Annotated in this window: 12 protein-coding genes; 7 read left to right on the top strand and 5 right to left on the bottom strand. The window is 62.7% G+C overall.

Annotation, left to right across the window (positions count from 1 at the left end; all coding sequences use genetic code 11):
- Window positions 1–170: 170 nt before the first annotated feature.
- A complete protein-coding gene (gene folK / locus AUC43_RS18095; protein WP_068196988.1) occupies window positions 171–671 on the bottom strand; it encodes a 2-amino-4-hydroxy-6-hydroxymethyldihydropteridine diphosphokinase in 501 nt (166 codons plus the stop codon).
- Window positions 668–1,528: an alpha/beta hydrolase family protein gene (locus AUC43_RS18090; RefSeq protein WP_068196984.1), complete on the bottom strand. Its 861-nt coding sequence runs from the start codon at window positions 1,526–1,528 to the stop codon at window positions 668–670. The genes folK and AUC43_RS18090 overlap by 4 nt, the downstream gene beginning before the upstream one ends.
- Before the next feature lie 126 nt (window positions 1,529–1,654).
- On the opposite strand from AUC43_RS18090, the gene AUC43_RS18085 reads away from it, so the two are divergent.
- Window positions 1,655–2,662, top strand: coding sequence for a polyprenyl synthetase family protein (locus AUC43_RS18085; protein ID WP_068196981.1), 1,008 nt, complete (start codon window positions 1,655–1,657; stop codon window positions 2,660–2,662).
- 189 nt (window positions 2,663–2,851) lie between these two features.
- On the opposite strand, the gene AUC43_RS18080 is transcribed toward AUC43_RS18085, so the two are convergent.
- On the bottom strand, window positions 2,852–3,148 hold the full coding sequence (locus AUC43_RS18080) for a hypothetical protein (RefSeq protein WP_157781163.1): 297 nt from the start codon (window positions 3,146–3,148) through the stop codon (window positions 2,852–2,854).
- A 144-nt stretch (window positions 3,149–3,292) separates the two neighbouring features.
- On the opposite strand from AUC43_RS18080, the gene AUC43_RS18075 reads away from it, so the two are divergent.
- Entirely contained in the window at window positions 3,293–4,702 is a 1,410-nt protein-coding gene (locus tag AUC43_RS18075) for a cytochrome P450 (protein ID WP_068196975.1), read from the top strand.
- Window positions 4,703–4,741: 39 nt separating this feature from the next.
- Here AUC43_RS18075 and AUC43_RS18070 read toward each other — a convergent pair whose 3' ends face one another.
- Window positions 4,742–5,599 carry a universal stress protein gene (locus AUC43_RS18070; RefSeq protein ID WP_068196972.1) on the bottom strand — a complete coding sequence of 286 codons (858 nt, stop codon included), beginning with the start codon at window positions 5,597–5,599 and terminating at the stop codon, window positions 4,742–4,744.
- Between the two features lie 136 nt (window positions 5,600–5,735).
- Complete coding sequence (locus tag AUC43_RS18065; RefSeq protein WP_071885964.1) at window positions 5,736–7,037, bottom strand: TlpA disulfide reductase family protein; 1,302 nt, start codon at window positions 7,035–7,037, stop codon at window positions 5,736–5,738.
- 262 nt (window positions 7,038–7,299) lie between these two features.
- Between AUC43_RS18065 and AUC43_RS18060 the strand changes: the two genes are divergently transcribed.
- From AUC43_RS18060 to AUC43_RS18040, 5 genes are all read left to right on the top strand, one after another.
- Window positions 7,300–9,591, top strand: coding sequence for an aconitate hydratase (locus AUC43_RS18060; protein WP_068196969.1), 2,292 nt, complete (start codon window positions 7,300–7,302; stop codon window positions 9,589–9,591).
- Window positions 9,592–9,920: 329 nt separating this feature from the next.
- Window positions 9,921–13,004, top strand: coding sequence for a SusC/RagA family TonB-linked outer membrane protein (locus AUC43_RS18055; protein WP_068196966.1), 3,084 nt, complete (start codon window positions 9,921–9,923; stop codon window positions 13,002–13,004).
- Between the two features lie 20 nt (window positions 13,005–13,024).
- Window positions 13,025–14,662 carry a RagB/SusD family nutrient uptake outer membrane protein gene (locus tag AUC43_RS18050; RefSeq protein WP_068198849.1) on the top strand — a complete coding sequence of 546 codons (1,638 nt, stop codon included), beginning with the start codon at window positions 13,025–13,027 and terminating at the stop codon, window positions 14,660–14,662.
- Window positions 14,663–14,856: 194 nt separating this feature from the next.
- On the top strand, window positions 14,857–16,038 hold the full coding sequence (locus AUC43_RS18045) for a YdcF family protein (protein ID WP_199243479.1): 1,182 nt from the start codon (window positions 14,857–14,859) through the stop codon (window positions 16,036–16,038).
- A gap of 288 nt (window positions 16,039–16,326) precedes the next feature.
- A complete protein-coding gene (locus tag AUC43_RS18040) occupies window positions 16,327–18,393 on the top strand; it encodes a glycoside hydrolase domain-containing protein (protein ID WP_068198846.1) in 2,067 nt (688 codons plus the stop codon).
- The last annotated feature ends 64 nt before the right edge of the window (window positions 18,394–18,457 follow it).

Here is an 18,457-nt window from a genome sequence, read left to right as displayed (position 1 = left end):
GGGTTCGGTAAATCTACGCACTGGCAGTCGGCTTTGTACAAGCCAATGCCCGAATAGTGATGAAGGTCAGCGCCAGTTGCTCGTTTGGGGGCAGCTGGGCCGGTTCAGCATCGTAAGTTGCTCCCTATCCTCGTTGTTTTGTCTGGTACCCAGTGGGTAAGACCTGCCGCCTACAAATTGCCCGGCCACGGCCGCACCGGCAGCGGGTCGGGGCACTGGTCCAGCAGTTGGGCTATGCTCAACCCCAGCTCAGGATGCAGCAGTTGAGCCGCTATTTCCGCCAGCGGCACCAGCGCAAAGCGCCGCTCGGCCAGCCGGGGGTGCGGCACCGCCAAGCCGGGTTGGGCTATTATTTCGGGGCCGTAGAGCAGGATGTCCACGTCGAGGGTGCGGCTGCCCCAGCGCTCGCGCCGCTCGCGGCCAGCTTGGCGCTCGGCGGCCAGGCATTGGGCCAGGAGCTGCCCGGCCGGCAGCGCCGTCTGGATGGCCAGCGCCTGGTTGAGAAAGGCCGGCTGGTCTTCGAGGCCCCAGGCCGCGGTTTCGTAGAGCGCCGATGCGGCCAGGATGTTGCCCGCCGTGGCGGCCAGTTGCTCCCGGGCCTCCTGCAGCAGGGCCGCGCGGTCGCCCAGGTTGCTGCCCAAAAGTAGATAAGCGGTGGCCGTGGTGCTCACTGCTGGCGTTTGAAAAACTCGGCCGTGCGCTCGGCTACAATGCGCGCGGGTTCGGGCAAGGTGGCTTCCGGCCAGGGGTGCGCGCCGCCAAACATGTGCATAGCGCCCGGCACTACCAGCAGCTCGGCGTCGGGCTTAAGCTGGTGCAGGGTGTGAGCAGCTTCCAGGGGCACGGTTTCGTCTTCGTCGCCGTGCACCACCAGCAGGGGCTGGCGCACGTGGCGGCGCACGTTGTGCGGAATGTCGAGCCGCGGGCGGTTGGCGAGGTAGTCTTCCAGGATTTGGTAGTTCAGCGGCAGCTGCTGGCCGGTGCGGGTGTTGGGCACGTGCAGCACGCCGGCGCGCCGCCACTCGTCGAGCACGGCCTGGGGCCAGCGCTGGTCGACGTCGGCAATGCCGGCCCAGGTGGCCAGGGCGCGCACGCGGTGGTCTTCGGCGGCTTTCAGGAGCACCAGCCCGCCGCCCCGGCTGTGGCCCACCAGGAAGAAGCGCTGCAGGTCGATCTCGGCGGCGGGTACGGGCGTGGCGCCGGGCGAAAAAAGCGCGTCGATAACCTGCCCAATGTCGTCGAGCTCTATGCTGAAATTATTGCGCCCAAAGGCCTCTAAATCCTCAAGGTCGCCGGTGCCGCCCACCACAATGCCGTTGTGCGAGAGGTTCAGCTTCACAAAGACAAAGCCCCGCTCGGCAAAGAAATCGGCCAGCAGCGGAAAGTGGCCCCAGTCTTTGAACCCCTTGAAGCCATGCACGAAAAGCACCACCGGCTTTGGGTGCCCATCGGCCCGGTAGGTGGCGTCGGCCTCGAAAGCGCGGCCGTGGCCGTGGCCGCTGAGCAGGAAAGACGAATGAGTGAGCATGGCGCGAAGGTAGGGGCGAGGGCCAGCCGATTGGTCATTATTTTGGTTACAATCGGCAACGGCCCCGAAAGGTTCGGGCCCGGCGGGCAGGGCTCTCCACGGTTCTGCCGTATCATTGTCGCCGCAATGCCCCACACCTCCACTTTCTCCCTCGACCAGATTCAGGCCCCCATCGCGGCCGAAATGGAAGAGTTTGAGCACAAGTTCCGTCAGTCGATGCGCACCAAGGTGCTGCTGCTCGACAAGATAATGGGCTACATCGTGAAGCGCAAGGGCAAGCAAATCCGGCCGATGTTCGTGTTTCTCACGGCCCGCGCCACCCGCCCCGAGCCCGCCACCGGCGACCCGCTGCCCGAAGCTTCCTTCCGCGGTGCCGCCCTCATTGAGCTACTGCACACCGCCACCCTCGTGCACGACGACGTGGTGGACGAGAGCAACTACCGCCGCGGTTTCTTTTCCATCAATGCCCTGTGGAAAAATAAAATTGCCGTGCTCGTCGGCGACTACCTGCTCTCGCGCGGCTTGCTGCTGGCGCTGGAAAACGACGACTACGACCTGCTGAAAATCGTGAGCAACGCCGTGCGCGAGTTGAGCGAAGGCGAGCTGTTACAAATCGAAAAAGCCCGCAAACTCGACATCACCGAGGACATTTATTTCGACATCATCCGGCAGAAAACCGCGTCCCTTATTGCCTCCTGCACGGCCGTGGGCGCCGCCTCCGTGGGGGCCGACAAAGAGGTGATTGAGCGGGCCCGCTTGTTTGGCGAAAAGGTGGGCATTGCCTTCCAAATCAAAGACGACTTGTTCGACTACGGCACCGCCGAAATAGGCAAGCCGGTGGGCATCGACATCAAGGAAAAGAAGATGACGCTGCCACTGATTTATGCCCTGCAGCAGGCCGGCTGGCTGGAAAAGCGCAAGGTTATCTTCAACGTAAAAAACAACGACGGCCACCGCGACCGGGTGCAGCAGGTCATTGAATTCGTGAAGAAATCCGGCGGGCTCGATTACGCCATTGCCACCATGAAACGGTACCGCGACGAGGCCCTCACCATCCTGCACACTTTCCCTGAGTCGCCCAGCCGCACCTCGCTCGAGCAGCTGATTAACTACACGATAGAGCGGGAGAAATAGACCACTGATTGCCCCGGAGGCGTTTGTCATTGCGAGCGCAGCGCGGCAATCCGTCCTCTCTCCGCGACCAGCCCAATAAAGTGAAAAGCCCCGGTACTGCTCAGGACCGGGGCTTTTCACTTAAGAAAGTGTCTGGAGTAGAACTCTCTGTCATTGCTTCGTCGTGCCTCCTCGCAATGACAGAGAGTTCTACTCCGATACCTGGTAGCTCACGTGCTTAGCGTTGCTTACTTTAAACGTCACGCCGTCGAAGGTGCTGTCGACTTCCAGGGTGTGGAGCATGCCGCAGGTGGGGCATTTTACTTCTTCAATCTCATGGTTGCTTGCGTGGGCTGGTGAGTCGGCCTGGTCGTTGGGGGAGGGCACGCCAATGAGATCGGTGAAGATTTCGGTGTGGCACTTAGAGCACTTAAACTTGAGGCCCACGGTGCGGCCTTGCAGGTCCTCGAGCGGGGCGGGCGAGTGGTCTTTTTGCTGAATCCACATAGGGTAAATGGTGTTTAGGGAACGTGATAAGATGCGGCCGGGCCAGTGCCCGGTTGGCTTTACGCGGCTGGTTTGAAAAAAGATGAGCTCACCCGTGTCGGTGGTTATTTTTGGCGGCCGCATCTGGTTGCGGCCAGCAGTATCATGGGCGAAGTAGAAACCTTAGAAAAAGCAGTGGCTCCGTTTTCGTTGCCGCGGGTGCCGCGCTGGCGCTCCCTGCTGCGCTCGTTTGCGCTGGCCAAAGACCCGCTGCCGGTGCTCGATGCCACCTTGGCCCGCTACGGCGACACGGTGGAGCTGTTCATTGGCGGAGTGGAGAAAAGCATCCTTACCCGCGACGCCGGCCTGACGCAGCACGTGCTGCAGAAAAACAGCCGCAACTACGCCAAATCGAAGTTTACCCAGGGGTTTTCGCGCTACGTGGGCCACGGCCTGCTCACCAACGAGGGGCCCGACTGGCTGCGCCAGCGTCGGCTCATCCAGCCCGGGTTTCACCGGCAGCGGGTGGCGGGCCTCACCGGGCTGATGCAGGAAATAACGGCCGAAACGCTGGCGCCACTCGCGGCCCAGGCAGCCGGTGGGGGAGGGGCGGTGGCCGTGCCCGTGCACGAGCTGATGACCCGGCTCACCTTCCGCATCATCGCCCGGTCGGTGTTCAGCACCAACTTTCCGGAAGCGGAGCTCGACCGGTTGGCCCAACTCATTACCGAGATTCAGGCGTTTTTCGTGCGCTCCATTCGGCAGCCCTACCTTAAGCCCTGGTTTCGGCTCCGGGGCCGGTTCCGGTACCACGATGCGCTCTCGGCAGAGCTGCGGGCGCTGCTGGGCCGCTACATCGCGCAGCGCCAGCAGGCCAATGCCCAGCCCAACGCCACCCCGCCCGACGACCTGCTGCAGATGCTGCTCGACGTGCGCTACGAAGACACCGGCGAGCCCATGACCCCCGACCGCGTGCTCGACGAAGCCCTCATTCTGCTCATTGCCGGCCACGAAACAAGCGCCAACGCCCTTACCTGGCTGATCTATCTGCTGGCCCACCACCCCGAGGAAGCCGCCAGCATCCGCGCCGAAACAGAGGCCGTGCTGGCCGGTCGCAGCCCAACTTTCGACGACTTGCCGCGCTTGGGCCGTGCCCTCTACGCCGTGCAGGAAGCCATGCGCCTCTACCCGCCCGCCTGGATGGTAGACCGCGTGGCCCTGGCCGACGACCACTACCAGGGCCTGCACATTCCCAAAGGCACGCTGTTTTCGCTCTACTTCTACGGCCTGCACCACGACGCGAAATATTGGGCTAACCCGCACGAGTTTCGGCCCGCGCGCTTTGCTCCGGGCCAGGCGCGCGCGCTGCAGCCCTTCGCCTACGTGCCCTTCGGCGGCGGGCCGCGCCTGTGCATCGGGATGCAGTTTGCGCTCACCGAAATGCAGCTCGTGACGCTGGCGCTGCTGCGTCAGTTCGAGGTGGAGTGGGTGGAAGGCCAGCCCGCCGTGACCATGCAGCCGCTCATTACGCTGCGCCCCAAAAACGATTTCCGGGTGCGGCTGCGCTTGCGGTAGGTGTGTAGCGCGGGCGTTGCGAGTCCGCGCTACACGGCGCTACTGGTAATGGTAGGTGAGCACCGGCGGGAAGGCGTGGGTAGCCACGGCTTCGGCAATGCTGGTGTGCAGGAGGTTGCCCAGGAGCGAGTGGGTGTGCGTGGGCATCACGACCAGGTCGGCGTGCACGTTTTGGGCGTATTCCTCAATGCCCTTGCTGGTGCGGGTGGCGCCCACCTCCACGGTTTTGCAATTGCTGAGGTGGTGCTGCCGGGCAAATTCCTGCATTTGCTGCTGTAGCCGGGCGGCTTCCTTTTCATCGCCCGTGCCCACGTGCAGCAGGTGCAGCTCGGCGTTGGGGAAGAACTCCTGCACGTGGCGCAGGCCGTCGAGGGCCCGTGCGGCTTCTTCCGAAAAGTCGGACGGAAACACAATGGTGCGGGCTTCAAACTGCGCGTGCTGGTGCTTGACTGTGAGCACCGGGCAGGGCGCCAGCCGTATCATGCGCTCGGTGTTCGAACTCCAGAACACGTGGCTCAGGTCGCCGTGCCGGCGGGCGCCCATCACCACCATATCGATGTTGTGCCGCTTAATGGCCTTGAGGATGCTGTCGCCCACGGTGCCGATTTTGATGGAGTCCAGCACTGGCACGCCCGGCACCCGCTGCCGGGCTTCGTCCCGGAGGGCCTGCATGCGGCGCTTGGTGGCCTCAATCAGTCGTATCGGGAAGGTCTGGTTGAAGCTGTTGCCGCCCACCGGTCCCCCCACGGTGCTGAACCCGCCCCCACCGTCGCCGAGGGCTTCCAGCACGTGTAGCAATATCACGGTGCCCTGCGTGTGCTTGGCCAGCTGCAGGGCTACCTCGTAGGCATAGTGCGCCTCGGGCGAGAAGTCGGTGGGAACCAGGAGGTTTTTCATGGCCAGAAAGAAGAAGGGTAAATGAATTGCCCCACCCCAGCTACTGCCTTATTTCCCTATATAGCAAGGGGAGTTTAGGCGGTAAGCTGCTGTGTAACGGTCAATTACAATTTACATCTTCTTTTTGGCTTTTGTGTTATTCTTTCAGCAGCTTGTCTACTTCGCGGTTGAAGCCGGCAATTTCTTCCTGGTAATATTTGCCCGTGCCCGGGCCGGCAAACCCGGTGTGAATCTTCCGCACGTTGCCTTTCTTATCCAGGAAAATGGTGGTGGGGAAGGCCAGCACTTTCGCCAGCTGCGGCAAGGATTTGGCCGCCGAATCCTTGTTGGACACGCCGGCTACCGCCAGCTCGTAGTTGATGTGGTACCGCTCGCGCAGGTTGCGCAGGCGGGCCGAGGCTACCTTGTAGTCGGGGCTGCGCTCGTAGCCCAGGCCGATGACCTCGATGCCGCGGCTCTTATTCTTGTCGTACCACGGTGCCAAATAAGCCGTTTCGTCCATGCAGTTGGGGCACCACGAGCCCAGCAGCTGAATCACCACCACCTTGCCGCGGTACTTGGGGGCACTGGGCTCCACCACGCCGCCCTCAAACACGCTGGGGAACTTGAAGTTGAGCTGGGATTCGCCCTTTTTCATGTACGTCAGGGTGTCGGCGTCGGGCAGCTTGGCTTTGGGGTCGAGCACGGCGGTCCAGGTTTCGTGGCCGGCTTTGCCCGAGTAGAAGTCGCCCTTGAGGGTGCCGTTGGGCAGCTTGGTGGCTTGAAACAAAAAGCCGTGGTTGCCGTCGAAGGTGGAGAGGCCCAGGCCGCTGGGCAGCACCGCCCCCGAGAGGTAGCGGTAGTCGCCGGTGGTGGTGAGGAACGTGCCCGTGATGGCCGCGCCGTCCTGCTTAAAAATGCCCACGGCCGGGTAGGTGTTGCCATCGGCTTCGGTGAACGTGGCCCGCCAGGTGCCGGTGTAGTTTGGCGTATTGGGCTGGGCCACGGGCAGGGGCCGCTCGCCGTGCAGGGCCACTACCGGCACGCGGTACGGGGTTTTGGCGTCGTACTTTACCCAGGTGCCCGCGAGCTTGTCGGCGCCGTCGGGGCGCATCACCAGCGCGGCATCAAACACGTGCAAGCGGATGGTGGTCGAGTCGCCGGCCGAGGTGATTTCGTCGCAGCGCAGGCGCTCGGCCCCGCCCAGGCCTTTGTTGATGAGGTACACCACCGGCTTGCCGTTTTCCACGGCCACCTCAAACTCGAAGTGGATGGCCTTGTTCTGGGCCCGCACCCAGCCATCCCAGTGGCCGGGCGCGAGGCCGGCGGGTGCGGCCGCGCTGGCATCGGCCGCGCGGGTATCGGCGGTTTCTTTTTTGGAGGAAGATGAATCGCAGCTGGCCAGCAGGCTCAGGCCGGTGGTGGCCGCAGCCAGTACGCGAAGGGAGGTCGTAGTCATAAGTAATGCAAAAGTGCGAACGGAATGCCGGCGGCGCCGGCAGCGCCACACAACTATTAGCGGAGCCATTAAGTTGTTACCAATGGCATCGGCGGCTGAGCGGGCCCCGGGCAGCGCACTGCCCGCAGCCAGCCCAACGCTGCCCCGCTACCCTACGTTAAGACTACCAGCATCGGTCAATACCGGTATTAGCGTATTGCGGCTAGGTACAACTTGGCGCAGGTACTACATTTGCGCAACCACTCTTATTAATACGTATCCTATGGCTTTCGACCTGGAAATGATTCGCGCGGTATACGCCGGCATGGGTTCCCGCATCGAGGCGGCCCGCGCCGCGGTGGCGCGCCCGCTCACCCTCACCGAGAAAATCCTCTACGCCCACCTCTACGGGGGCGAAGTTAAGCACGCTTACGAGCGCGGGGTTTCTTACGTCGACTTTGCCCCCGACCGCGTAGCCATGCAGGACGCCACGGCTCAGATGGCGCTGCTCCAGTTCATGCAGGCCGGCAAGCCCACGGCCGCCGTGCCCAGCACCGTGCACTGCGACCACCTCATTCAGGCCAAAGACGGCGCCACCGCCGACCTGGCCGAAGCCAACGCCGAGAACAAGGAAGTATATGACTTCCTGGCCTCGGTTTCCAATAAATACGGCATCGGCTTCTGGAAGCCCGGCGCCGGCATCATCCACCAGGTGGTGCTCGAGAACTACGCCTTCCCCGGCGGCATGATGATTGGCACCGACTCGCACACCCCCAACGCGGGCGGCCTGGGCATGGTGGCCATCGGCGTGGGCGGTGCCGATGCCGTGGATGTAATGGCCGGCATGGCCTGGGAGCTGAAGTTCCCTAAGGTGATTGGCGTGAAGCTGACCGGCAAGCTCAGCGGGTGGACTTCGGCCAAAGACGTGATTCTGAAAGTAGCCGGCATCCTGACCGTGAAGGGCGGCACCGGGGCCATCGTGGAGTATTTTGGCGAGGGCGCCGAAAGCCTGAGCTGCACCGGCAAAGGCACCATCTGCAACATGGGCGCTGAAATCGGCGCCACCACGTCGGTGTTTGCCTACGACGAGAAAATGGGCGACTACCTGCGCGGCACCGGCCGGGCCGAAATCGCCGAGGCCGCCGCGGCCGTGGCCGCGCACCTGCGCGCCGACGACGAGGTGTACACCCAGCCCGAGCTGTACTACGACCAGCTCATCGAAATCAACCTCAGCGAGCTGGAGCCTTACGTGAACGGTCCGTTCACGCCGGACGCGGCTTGGCCCATTTCGCAGTTTGCTGCCGCCGTGAAAGAGCACGGCTGGCCCGAGAAGCTGGAGGTTGGCCTCATCGGCTCCTGCACCAACTCGAGCTACGAAGACATCACCCGCGCCGCTTCCATTGCCAAGCAGGCCGTGGCCAAGGGCCTGCACGTGAACGCCGAGTTTACGGTGACGCCCGGCTCGGAGCTGGTGCGCTACACCGTGGCCCGCGACGGCCTCCTCGACACCTTCGCCGAAATGGGCGGCGTGGTACTCGCCAACGCCTGCGGTCCGTGCATCGGCCAATGGGCCCGCCACACCGACGACCCCAAGCGCAAGAACTCCATCATCACGAGCTTCAACCGCAACTTTGCCAAGCGCAACGACGGCAACCCCAACACCCACGCCTTCGTGGCTTCGCCCGAAATCGTGACGGCCTTCGCCATTGCCGGCGACCTCACCTTCAACCCCCTCACCGACACCCTCCCCGGTACCAACGGCCCGGTGATGTTTGACGAGCCGGTGGGCGTGGAAATGCCCCCCCGCGGCTTTGCCGTAGAAGACGCCGGCTTCCAGGCCCCCGCCCTCGACGGCAGCCGCGTGCAGGTACTGGTGAGCCCCGAGTCGGACCGCCTCGAGCTGCTCGAGCCCTTCAAGCCCTGGGAAGGCACCGACCTGAAAGGGTTGCGCCTGCTCATCAAAGCGCAGGGCAAGTGCACCACCGACCACATCTCGATGGCCGGCCCGTGGCTGAAATACCGCGGCCACCTGGACAACATCTCCAACAACATGCTCATCGGGGCTACCAACGCCTTCAATGGTCGCGTGAACGAGGTGAAGGATTTCGTGACCCAGGGCGACGGCTATACCACCGTGCCGCAGGCCGCCCGCTCCTACAAGAGCATGGGCATTGGCACCGTGGTAGTGGGCGATGAAAACTACGGCGAAGGCTCCTCCCGCGAGCACGCCGCCATGGAGCCCCGCCACCTCGGCGTGCGCGCCGTCATCGTGAAGAGCTTTGCGCGCATCCACGAAACCAACCTGAAAAAGCAGGGGATGCTGGCCCTCACCTTCGCCAACAAGGCCGACTACGACTTGATTGAAGAAGCCGACCTCATCGACATCCTCGGCCTCACCACCTTCACCCCCGGCCAGCCCCTGCAGGCCCGCCTGCACCACGCCGACGGCGACACCGACCTCATTACCCTCAACCACACCTACAACGAGGGTCAAATTGAGTGGTTCAAAGCCGGCTCGGCCCTGAACCTGATTCGCTTGAAGGAAAGCAGCGGCAGCATGCTGTCGCAGAAGTAATTCTTGCGGCACTCGCTTCGGTAGTAACCAAAACGGCCGCCCCAGATTCTGGGGCGGCCGTTTTTTTTTCATGAAATTTATAATTAGTGACCTTCTCCGATCTTAATTCGGAAGCTGGAGTATACCATCTTAAAAAGGTACCTTGCCGTATCGTTTACCTCGAACTGACTGTTTTGCCTGCTCCATTTTTAACTGCATTTTCCGACATGAAGCAAACTGTACCTAATCGCCGAAACCAGCCCCGCACCTGCGGCCGATTGCTGGGGATGGCGCTAGCGATAAGTGGAGCCAGCTCCGCACTCCCCGCGCAGGCGGAGGCTTTAAGCCTGATGCCTGGTAACGCTCCGTGGCCCGAGAGCCGGCTAAAAGCCGCCGAGCGCACAGTGAATGGCACCGTGAAGGACCAGGCCGGGCAGCCGCTGCCAGGCGTCTCCATTTCCTTGAAAGGTACTTCGAAAGGAACTGTGACGGATGCCTCCGGTGGCTTCCAGCTTGCCATTCCAGACGATGCGGCCACCCTGGTCTTTTCTTACATTGGCTACGTGAGCCAGGAAATCCGGGTCGGTGAGCAGAGCACCATCTCCGTGACGATGGCCGAAAGCACGACGGCCCTCGACCAGGTGGTGGTGGTGGGCTACACTACCCAGGAAGCTAAGGACGTGACCGGCGCCATCGGCATTTTGTCGGTCGACCGGGTGAAGAACTTCCCCGTGGCCAGCGTCGATAAGCTGCTGCAGGGCCAGGTGGCGGGCGTGCAGGTGAGCAACGACGGTGCCCCCGGCGGCAACAGCGTGGTGCGGGTGCGCGGCCTGGGCACGCTGGGCGACAACGACCCCCTCTACATCATCGACGGGGTGCCCACCAAGTCGGGCCTGAACCAGCTCAGCCCGAACGACATTGAGTCGATGCAGGTGTTGAAGGATGCTTCTTCCACGGCCATTTACGGGGCGCGGGCGTCCAGCGGCGTCGTGGTAATTACCACCAAGCAGGGCAAGGCCGGTAAAAACCAGCTCAGTTTTGATTCGTACTACGGCGTGCAGTCGGTGTACAACCTGCCCACCATGGTGACGCCGCAGCAGCTGGCGCAGGTCGAGTTCGACGCGCAGCGCAACAGCGGCCAGACCCCCAGCCACCCCCAGTACGGGAACGGTGCACAGCCCGTGCTGCCGGAGTTTCTGCAGCGCAACCCCGACGTGCGCGCCAATCAGGCGGGCACCAACTGGTTTAAGACCATTTTCCGCGTCGCGCCGATTCAGAACTACTCCCTGGGTGCATCGGGCGGCAACGAAACCAGCCGACACGCCATCAACATGACGTACTTTAACCAAGACGGCATCCTAAATTACACGGGGTTCAAGCGCATTTCCCTGCGCGTCAACACCGAATACACCGTGCTGAAGCGCTTGAAAGTAGGGGAGAACTTTACGGCTAGCTACGGCAACTCCACCCAAGCCTCGACCAATGCCGTGAACGGCGGCGTGGTGTTCGATGCCTACCGCCTGCCTTCCATCATTCCGGTGCGCGACGAAGCCGGCAATTTTGCCGGCCCGGCCGCCGGCCTCGGCGACGCGGGCAACCCGCTGCGGGCGCTGTACAATGCCCGAAACAACGCCACCAAAACCCTGCGGGGCTTGGGCAATGCCTATGCCGAACTGGAGCTGGTGGACCATTTGTTCGTCCGCTCCTCCATCGGCATCGACTACTTATCCAGCAACTTCCGGGGCTTCTCGCCTAGCTACGTGGAGGGCATTGTGAATAACCCCACCTCTAACCTCACCACCAACAACGCCTACAGCATCAACGGGACCTGGACCAACACCGCTCGCTACAGCCGCGACTTTGGGCAGCACAACTTGGCGGCCGTGGTTGGTACGGAAGCCATTCAGAACACCGAGGAAGGCTTCAACGCCTACCGCGAAAACTTCCTTATCAACGACCTCAACTTCCGCTACCTCGATGCCGGGCAGGGCGTGCAGAACAACGGCGGCACCGGGTCGGCGTGGTCGCTGTTTTCGATGTTCGGGCGCCTCGACTACAACTACGCCAGCAAGTACCTGTTCTCGGCCTCGGTGCGCCGCGACGGCTCCAGCCGCTTCCCGAGCAACAACCGCTATGCCGTGTTTCCGGCCTTCTCGGCCGGCTGGCGCCTGTCGGAGGAGTCCTATTTCAAGGAGATTGCCTGGTTGAGCAACCTTAAGCTGCGGGCCTCGTGGGGCCAAAGCGGCAACCAAGAAATCGGCAACTACCCGTCCTTCGACATCTACGGCCTCAGTCCCACCAACACCAACTACCCCATTACGGGCAGCAACGGCACCGTGCAAACGGGCTACACGGCCCGCGCCATTGGCAACCCCAACCTGAAGTGGGAAACCTCCACCCAGACCGACCTCGGTTTGGACTTCGGCATGCTACGCAACCGGCTCAATTTCAGTGTGGATGTTTTTGAAAAAACGACCAGCGACGTGCTGGTGCGGGTGCCCCGCCCCGCACTGGCGGGCGAGGTGCTGGTGCCGTACGAAAACGCCGGGCGCATCCGCAACCGCGGCCTGGAGTTTCAGGCCGGCTACCAGAGCGATGCCGACAAGGCCTTCCACTGGGGCATTTCGGCCAACGGCTCGGTGGTGCGCAACGTTGTGCTGTCGTTGGGCGAGGGCAACCTCTCCATCCCCGGCTACGTGAGCAACAACCTCACCCGGGGCCTCTCGCTCTCGCGCACCGAAGTGGGCAAGCCCGTGGCCTACTTCTACGGCTACGTGGTGGACGGCATCTTTCAGAACCAGCCCGAAGTGGACGCCGCCGCCGCCCAGAAAGGCAAGGCCATCGGCCGCTGGCGCTACAAGGACCTGAACGGCGACGGCGTGGTGAACGAGAAAGACCAGCAGCAGATTGGCAAGCCCGAACCCGATTTCACCTACGGCATTAACCTCAATGCGGCCTACAAAGGCTTCGACCTGAGCGCGTTCGTGCAGGGCGTGCAGGGCATCAGCATCTACAACTTCAGCAAGTATCACACGGATTTTGCGTTCGACCCCTTCAACAAAAGCACGCGCATCCTGGACTCCTGGACTCCCCAGAACACCGGTGCCACGCTGCCCCAGCTGAGCAAAACCAACGTGAACGACGAGCTGCGGCCCTCCACCTACTTCGTGGAAAACGGCTCCTACGCCCGCCTGAAGAACCTGCAGCTGGGCTACACCCTACCCACCGCCTGGACGGCCGGCATCAGGGCCACCAGCCTGCGCGTGTACGTGCAGGCCCAGAACCTGTTCACCATCACCAAATACCAGGGGATGGACCCCGAAGTGAACCTGCAGAACTACGGTTCGTCGGACCGCAACCTCGACCAGAACGTGGACCGCGGCTACTATCCGCAGCCGCGGGGTGTGTTGTTTGGCGTCAACGCCCGGTTCTAACCTTCTTGTTCTTTCGCATCATGAAAAATAAATATATTCTGCTGGCGCTGGCGGTTTCGCTCGTCGGCTGCAAAAAAGATTTTCTCGACGAGCAGCCCAAAGCCAGCCTCTCGTCGACGGACCTGAACAACCTGGCCGCGGTAGAAGCCCTGGTGGTGGCCGCTTACGCGCCGCTGGGCGGGCAAATCGACGACGCCAACAACGCCTTCAACTCGCCCGGCACCAACTGGACGTTCGGCGACGTGGTGTCGGACGACGCCTACAAAGGCGGCGGTGGGGTGGGCGACCAGAACGGCATGCACCTGATGGAGATTTTCCTCACGAATGCCAACATCATCGACGTGGAGCGCAAGTGGCGCGCCTGCTACGAGGGCATTGCCCGCACCAACCGCGCCATTCAGGCCGTCAACGGCTTTGCCGGCATGAGCACGGCCCAGCGCACCGTGCGCCTGGGCGAGCTGCACCTGCTGCGCGGCCACTATTACTTCGACCTGAAGAAGATTTACAACCGCATTCCGTGGGTCGACGAAACGCCGCGCGCCATCACCGAGTACGACATCCCCAACAATCTGACGGATGCCCAGCTCTGGAAAAACATTGAAACCGACTTCCTTTTTGCCCAGGCCAGCCTGCCGGCTAAGCAGGCCGACCTGGGGCGCGTAACCAAAGGCGCCGCCACAGCCTACCTGGCTAAGCTCTACCTCTACACCAAGGACTATCCGAAGACCATTGCGGCGGTCGACGCGGTGTTGGCGGCAGGCATTTATAGCCTCAATGCCAACTACCACGATAATTTTGACCCTACTAAAGAGCATAGCTCGGAAAGTCTGTTTGCCATTGAGCGCGCCATCCGCGATGGCACGCCCAACAACTACCGCGGCAGCCTCGACGAACGCCTGCTCAACCCCGGCGGCCCGTACTACCCGCTCTACGGCTTCGATATGCCCAGCCAGGATTTGGTGAATGCCTTCAAAACCACCGCCACCGGCCTGCCCCAGACCGATAAGTCGGACGTGGCCGCCACCGATTTTGTGGACCCCCGCCTCGACCACGCCGTGGGCCGGCCGGGCATTCAGTTTCTGGACCTGGCCCCGTACGCCGCTACCTGGGCCCGCGACCCCGGCACCTACGGCGTGTTTGCCTTTAAGAAGCGCATGGTGAGCTCCCGCTCCACCTTCTACCTGAACCAGTTTCCCTGGGTTAGTGCGCTGAACTACGACATCATTCGCCTGGCCGACGTGCTGCTGTTCAAAGCCGAGGCACTGGTGGAAACCGGCAACCTGGAGGGCGCCCGCGCCATCGTCAACCAGATTCGCCGTCGGGCCAACACCGACCAGGTGCTTAACGCCAACGGCACTCCGGCGGGCAATTACAAGGTGGCCGAGTACACCGCCCCCTGGACTGACCCCGCTACCGCTCGCGAAGCTGTGCGCACCGAGCGCCGCCTCGAAATGGCCCTGGAAGGCCACCGCTTCTTCGACCTGGTGCGCTGGGGCATTGCCGACCAGGTGATGAACGACCACTTCGCCCGCGAGAAAAGCCGCCGGACCTACCTCTCCACGGCCCGCTTCGTGAAGGGCACCCACGAATACTTTCCCATTCCGCAGTCGCAGCTCAACTTAAGCAAAGGGCAACTGACGCAGAACCCGGGGTATTAATCGGCCGTCACCATCTGACACACGAGGCCTCTGCCGCCGTGGTAATTATTGTAATTACTATTGCGGCAGGGGCCTTTTGCGTTACCCATACTTTTCCTTCGCCTCCTTACCGCATGCACATGACCCGGCGCCTTCTTTCCAGCCTGCTTCTCCTACTCACGCTGAGCTGTCCTGGCTATGGCCAGTCCGGGCCGATGCGACCTCGCCTCACCGGGCCAGATTCCATTATTGTGGCCAAAACTTATCCGCTGCTCGCACTCTTCGAGGCGCAGCACACGCTGCCGCAGGCCCTGCAAACCGATGCCGTATTGCAGGCGGTAGCCCGGCGGCAGGCCCAGCGTAGCTACCAGGTATTAAAAAGGCGTCCTGTGAATGTGCGGCGCTACGTTGACTCGCTGGTGTGGCAGCCCAGGGAAATCCGCGCGATAGGCCAGGCCCTGAACCGGCTATACCTGGCCGACCCCGCCCTGCACGCGGCTGTGCTGCCCCTGTTGGGGACTGCGGGACGCTACCCCCGCTATGCTGCCCTGCCCGACACCGCCGTGCTGCGGCTGGCCTGGCAAGATGCTGCCCAAGGGCTCAACCGCATCGCGCGGGTGTACCTGGCGGGCATGGTACCGCGCTATCCGGTGGTCGATTCCATCAGCTTTGAGCGCCACGATGCCGCGTTGGCGCAGGCGGTCCGCAAGGCACTGCTGGCCCGCACCAAATCCAGCCGCCGCCGACCTGCCGCCTTTTATACGCTGTCGCTGCAAGCGGCCCGGATGGCACTCCGGCTCAACGGCCGCGACGAGGCCGCACGATACGAGCCGCTCGGTGCCGGGCTCAATGCGGCTCCCCGGGCGGCCGTGGCGCACACCGACTGGGCCCGCTTCCCCTACAGCCTGATTCTGGTGCCCGGGCTGGGGCCCGAGCAGGCCGGCGTATCCCTCGATTCGTTGGGCGCTTTCCGTTGCCGGCTGGCGGCGGTGCGCTACCGGGCGGGGCAGGCACCGTTTCTGGTAGTGTCGGGCGGCCACGTGCACCCAAACAAAACGCCTTATTGTGAGGCGGTAGAAATGAAGAAATACATGGTCGAGAAGCTGGGCCTGCCCGATGCGGCGGTCCTCATCGAGCCCCATGCCCGCCACACCACCACCAACCTGCGCAACACTGCCCGCATAGTGTACGCCTTCGGCTTCCCGGCCGATAAGCCCATGCTTATCGTTACGGATGCCTCGCAAAGCCGGTCGATTGTGGACATGGCCGAGCGCTGCCGCAAGGAGTTGGGCTACGTGCCCTACCGCGACCTGAAGCGACTATCGGAGCTTGAAACCAGCTGCTTTCCCGTGCCCGAGGCCCGGCAGCCCGACCCCTTCGACCCCCTCGACCCATAGGGAAGAAGCAGGCTCGCTGCCGTCAAGTTTTGTGTTCCTGAGCGCTGCCATAAACTGCTGTTCTCTCGGTAGCTCTGGCTTGGCCGGGAAGCTGCTGGGAGGGGAGGGACGGTTATTGAGCTAAGGGATTATGGAAAGACTATTTAAAACGTCATGCTGAGCTTGCCGAAGCATCTCTACCGCTGTACTAAATCTAATTAGTTGCGCGGTAGAGATGCTTCGGCAAGCTCAGCATGACACAAAACTGAAACGCCAAACACGCTATTAGATGGACTTCCAATGCCCCGCATGAAGCATTTTTTCTGGGTGCTGCTTTTTTTACTGCCGCGGCCCGCGCTGGCCCAAACGCTCTCGCCCGCTGCCCAGGTTAATGTGTTTCTGGGCTCGTCCGGCGACCACGGGCAGCTTTCGCCCGCGGCCTCTTATCCTTTCAGCATGCTCAGCCTGGGGCCGCAGACCTACCCCAACACCCACACCGGTTACGAGCACCTGGCCCGTACGTTTCTGGGTTTCACCCACAACCGGTTTGAAGGAGTGGGGTGCCTGGGGGCAGGGGGCAACCTGCTCGTGAAGCCGTTTATCACTGCCACGCCCCAGCAAACCACGCTCCTCAAAGCCACGGAGCAGGCGGAGCCGGGCTACTACGGCGTCACGTTCGCCAACGGCATCGGGGCCGAATTTACCGTGGCCCAGAAGTTTGGCTTGCACCGCTACCATTTCCCGGCCGGTGCCACCCGGGGCCTGTATTTCGACTTGAGCCACTCGCTCGTTAACCGCTTCAAGCAGGAGGAGCACGCCACGCAGGGCGCTGCCCTGAGCGGCTGGCTGGAGTCGGGCACCACCTGCAGCGTGGGCACTTACCGGCTTTATTACTACCTCGAAATATCGCAGCCCGTGCAGTGGGAACCCACGAGCGCGCACCAGCTGGTGGCCCGCCTGCCCGCCACCGGCGCCGCCGACGTGGAAGTGCGCGTGGCGTTTTCCTCCGTCAGCGTTGAGTATGCCCGCGCCGCGGTGCAGGCCGAGGCCGCCAGGTCGTTTGCCGAGGTGCGGCGGGCCAGCCGCCAGGCCTGGGACGCCCGCCTGGGCCGGGTGCAGGTGCAGGGGGAACCCGACCGCGAAAAGCTGTTTTACTCGCTCCTGTACCGCACGCTGCAGTCGCCGTACGTGGTGTCGGAGCCCGATGGGCACTACCGGGCCATCGACGGCACCCTGCAAACTGCCCGGCGGCCCATCTACAACGGCTGGGCCGTGTGGGACAACTACCACACCCAGCTGCCCCTGCTCTCGCTGGCGTACCCCACCGATTTTCAGGATATTGCCAGTTCGCTGGCCAACCTCTACCGCTACGGCAAGCAGAATTTTGCAACCCAGCACGAGCCCTCGCCCACGGTGCGCACCGAGCACACCATCGTGGTGTTGCTGGATGCCTACCGGAAAGGCTACGCAGTGGACCTGCGCGGCATTCGCGACTCGCTCATCAGCGAAAACCGCCGCCTGGACTACTCCCAGCCCGATAAAGCCCTCGAATCATCGTACGATACCTGGGCGCTGGGCGAGATTCTGGGCGAGCTGAAGGACAAGAAAGGGAGTGCGCAGTACCGCCAGAAAGCCTTGGGCTACAAAGACTACTGGCGCAAGGATTTTCTCGACCTCACCAAGCCCGACGTAGACCGGCTGCCCACCCGCGGCCTCTACCAGGGCACCATCTGGCAGTACCGCTGGGCCGTGCCCTTCGACGTGCGCGGCCTGCAGCAGATGATGGGCGGGGAGGTGGCTTTTCGCCGGCAGCTCGACGAGTTCTTTGCCGGCGACTACTACAACCACGCCAACGAAACCGACCTGCAAGCCCCCGCTCTTTACAACGCCACCCTGGAACCCTGGAAATCGCAGGCCCTGCTGCACCAGCTGGCCGTCGATACGGTGGTGCAGCACTACTTCAACGACAACAGCCGGGGCATCGACCCCTACATTGGCCGCATCTACCAAAACCAGCCCCAGGCTTACCTGCGCACCATGGACGACGACGCCGGGGCCATGTCGGCCTGGTACGTGCTGACCGCCTGCGGCCTGATGCCGGCCTGTGTGGGCCAGCCAGTATATTACCTCAGCCTGCCCCTGTTTCCGGAGGTCAAAATGCAGGTCGGCGCCAAAAACTCGCTGGTTATTCAAACCAAAGACTATGCGCCGAAGCGCCGCTATATTCAGCAGGCCTGGCTGAATGGGAAGCCCCTCACTCGCAACTGGCTAACGCACCGGGAACTCACGGCAGGCGGCACGCTGCTGCTGCAAGCCAGCGATGTGCCCAATCCAGCCTGGGGCCGCCAGAACCCGTGGGTGTCGTCGGCACAGTAAACCACGGAATGAGCGGCTGCTTCAGCTATTGCAAATGGGTGGGCTAGAGTGTGTGGACAGTGCC

Origin of the sequence: Hymenobacter sedentarius, assembly GCF_001507645.1 — a bacterium.
In the GTDB taxonomy this organism is placed as follows: Bacteria; Bacteroidota; Bacteroidia; order Cytophagales; family Hymenobacteraceae; genus Hymenobacter; species Hymenobacter sedentarius.
This window is presented reverse-complemented; position numbering and strand designations above follow the sequence as displayed.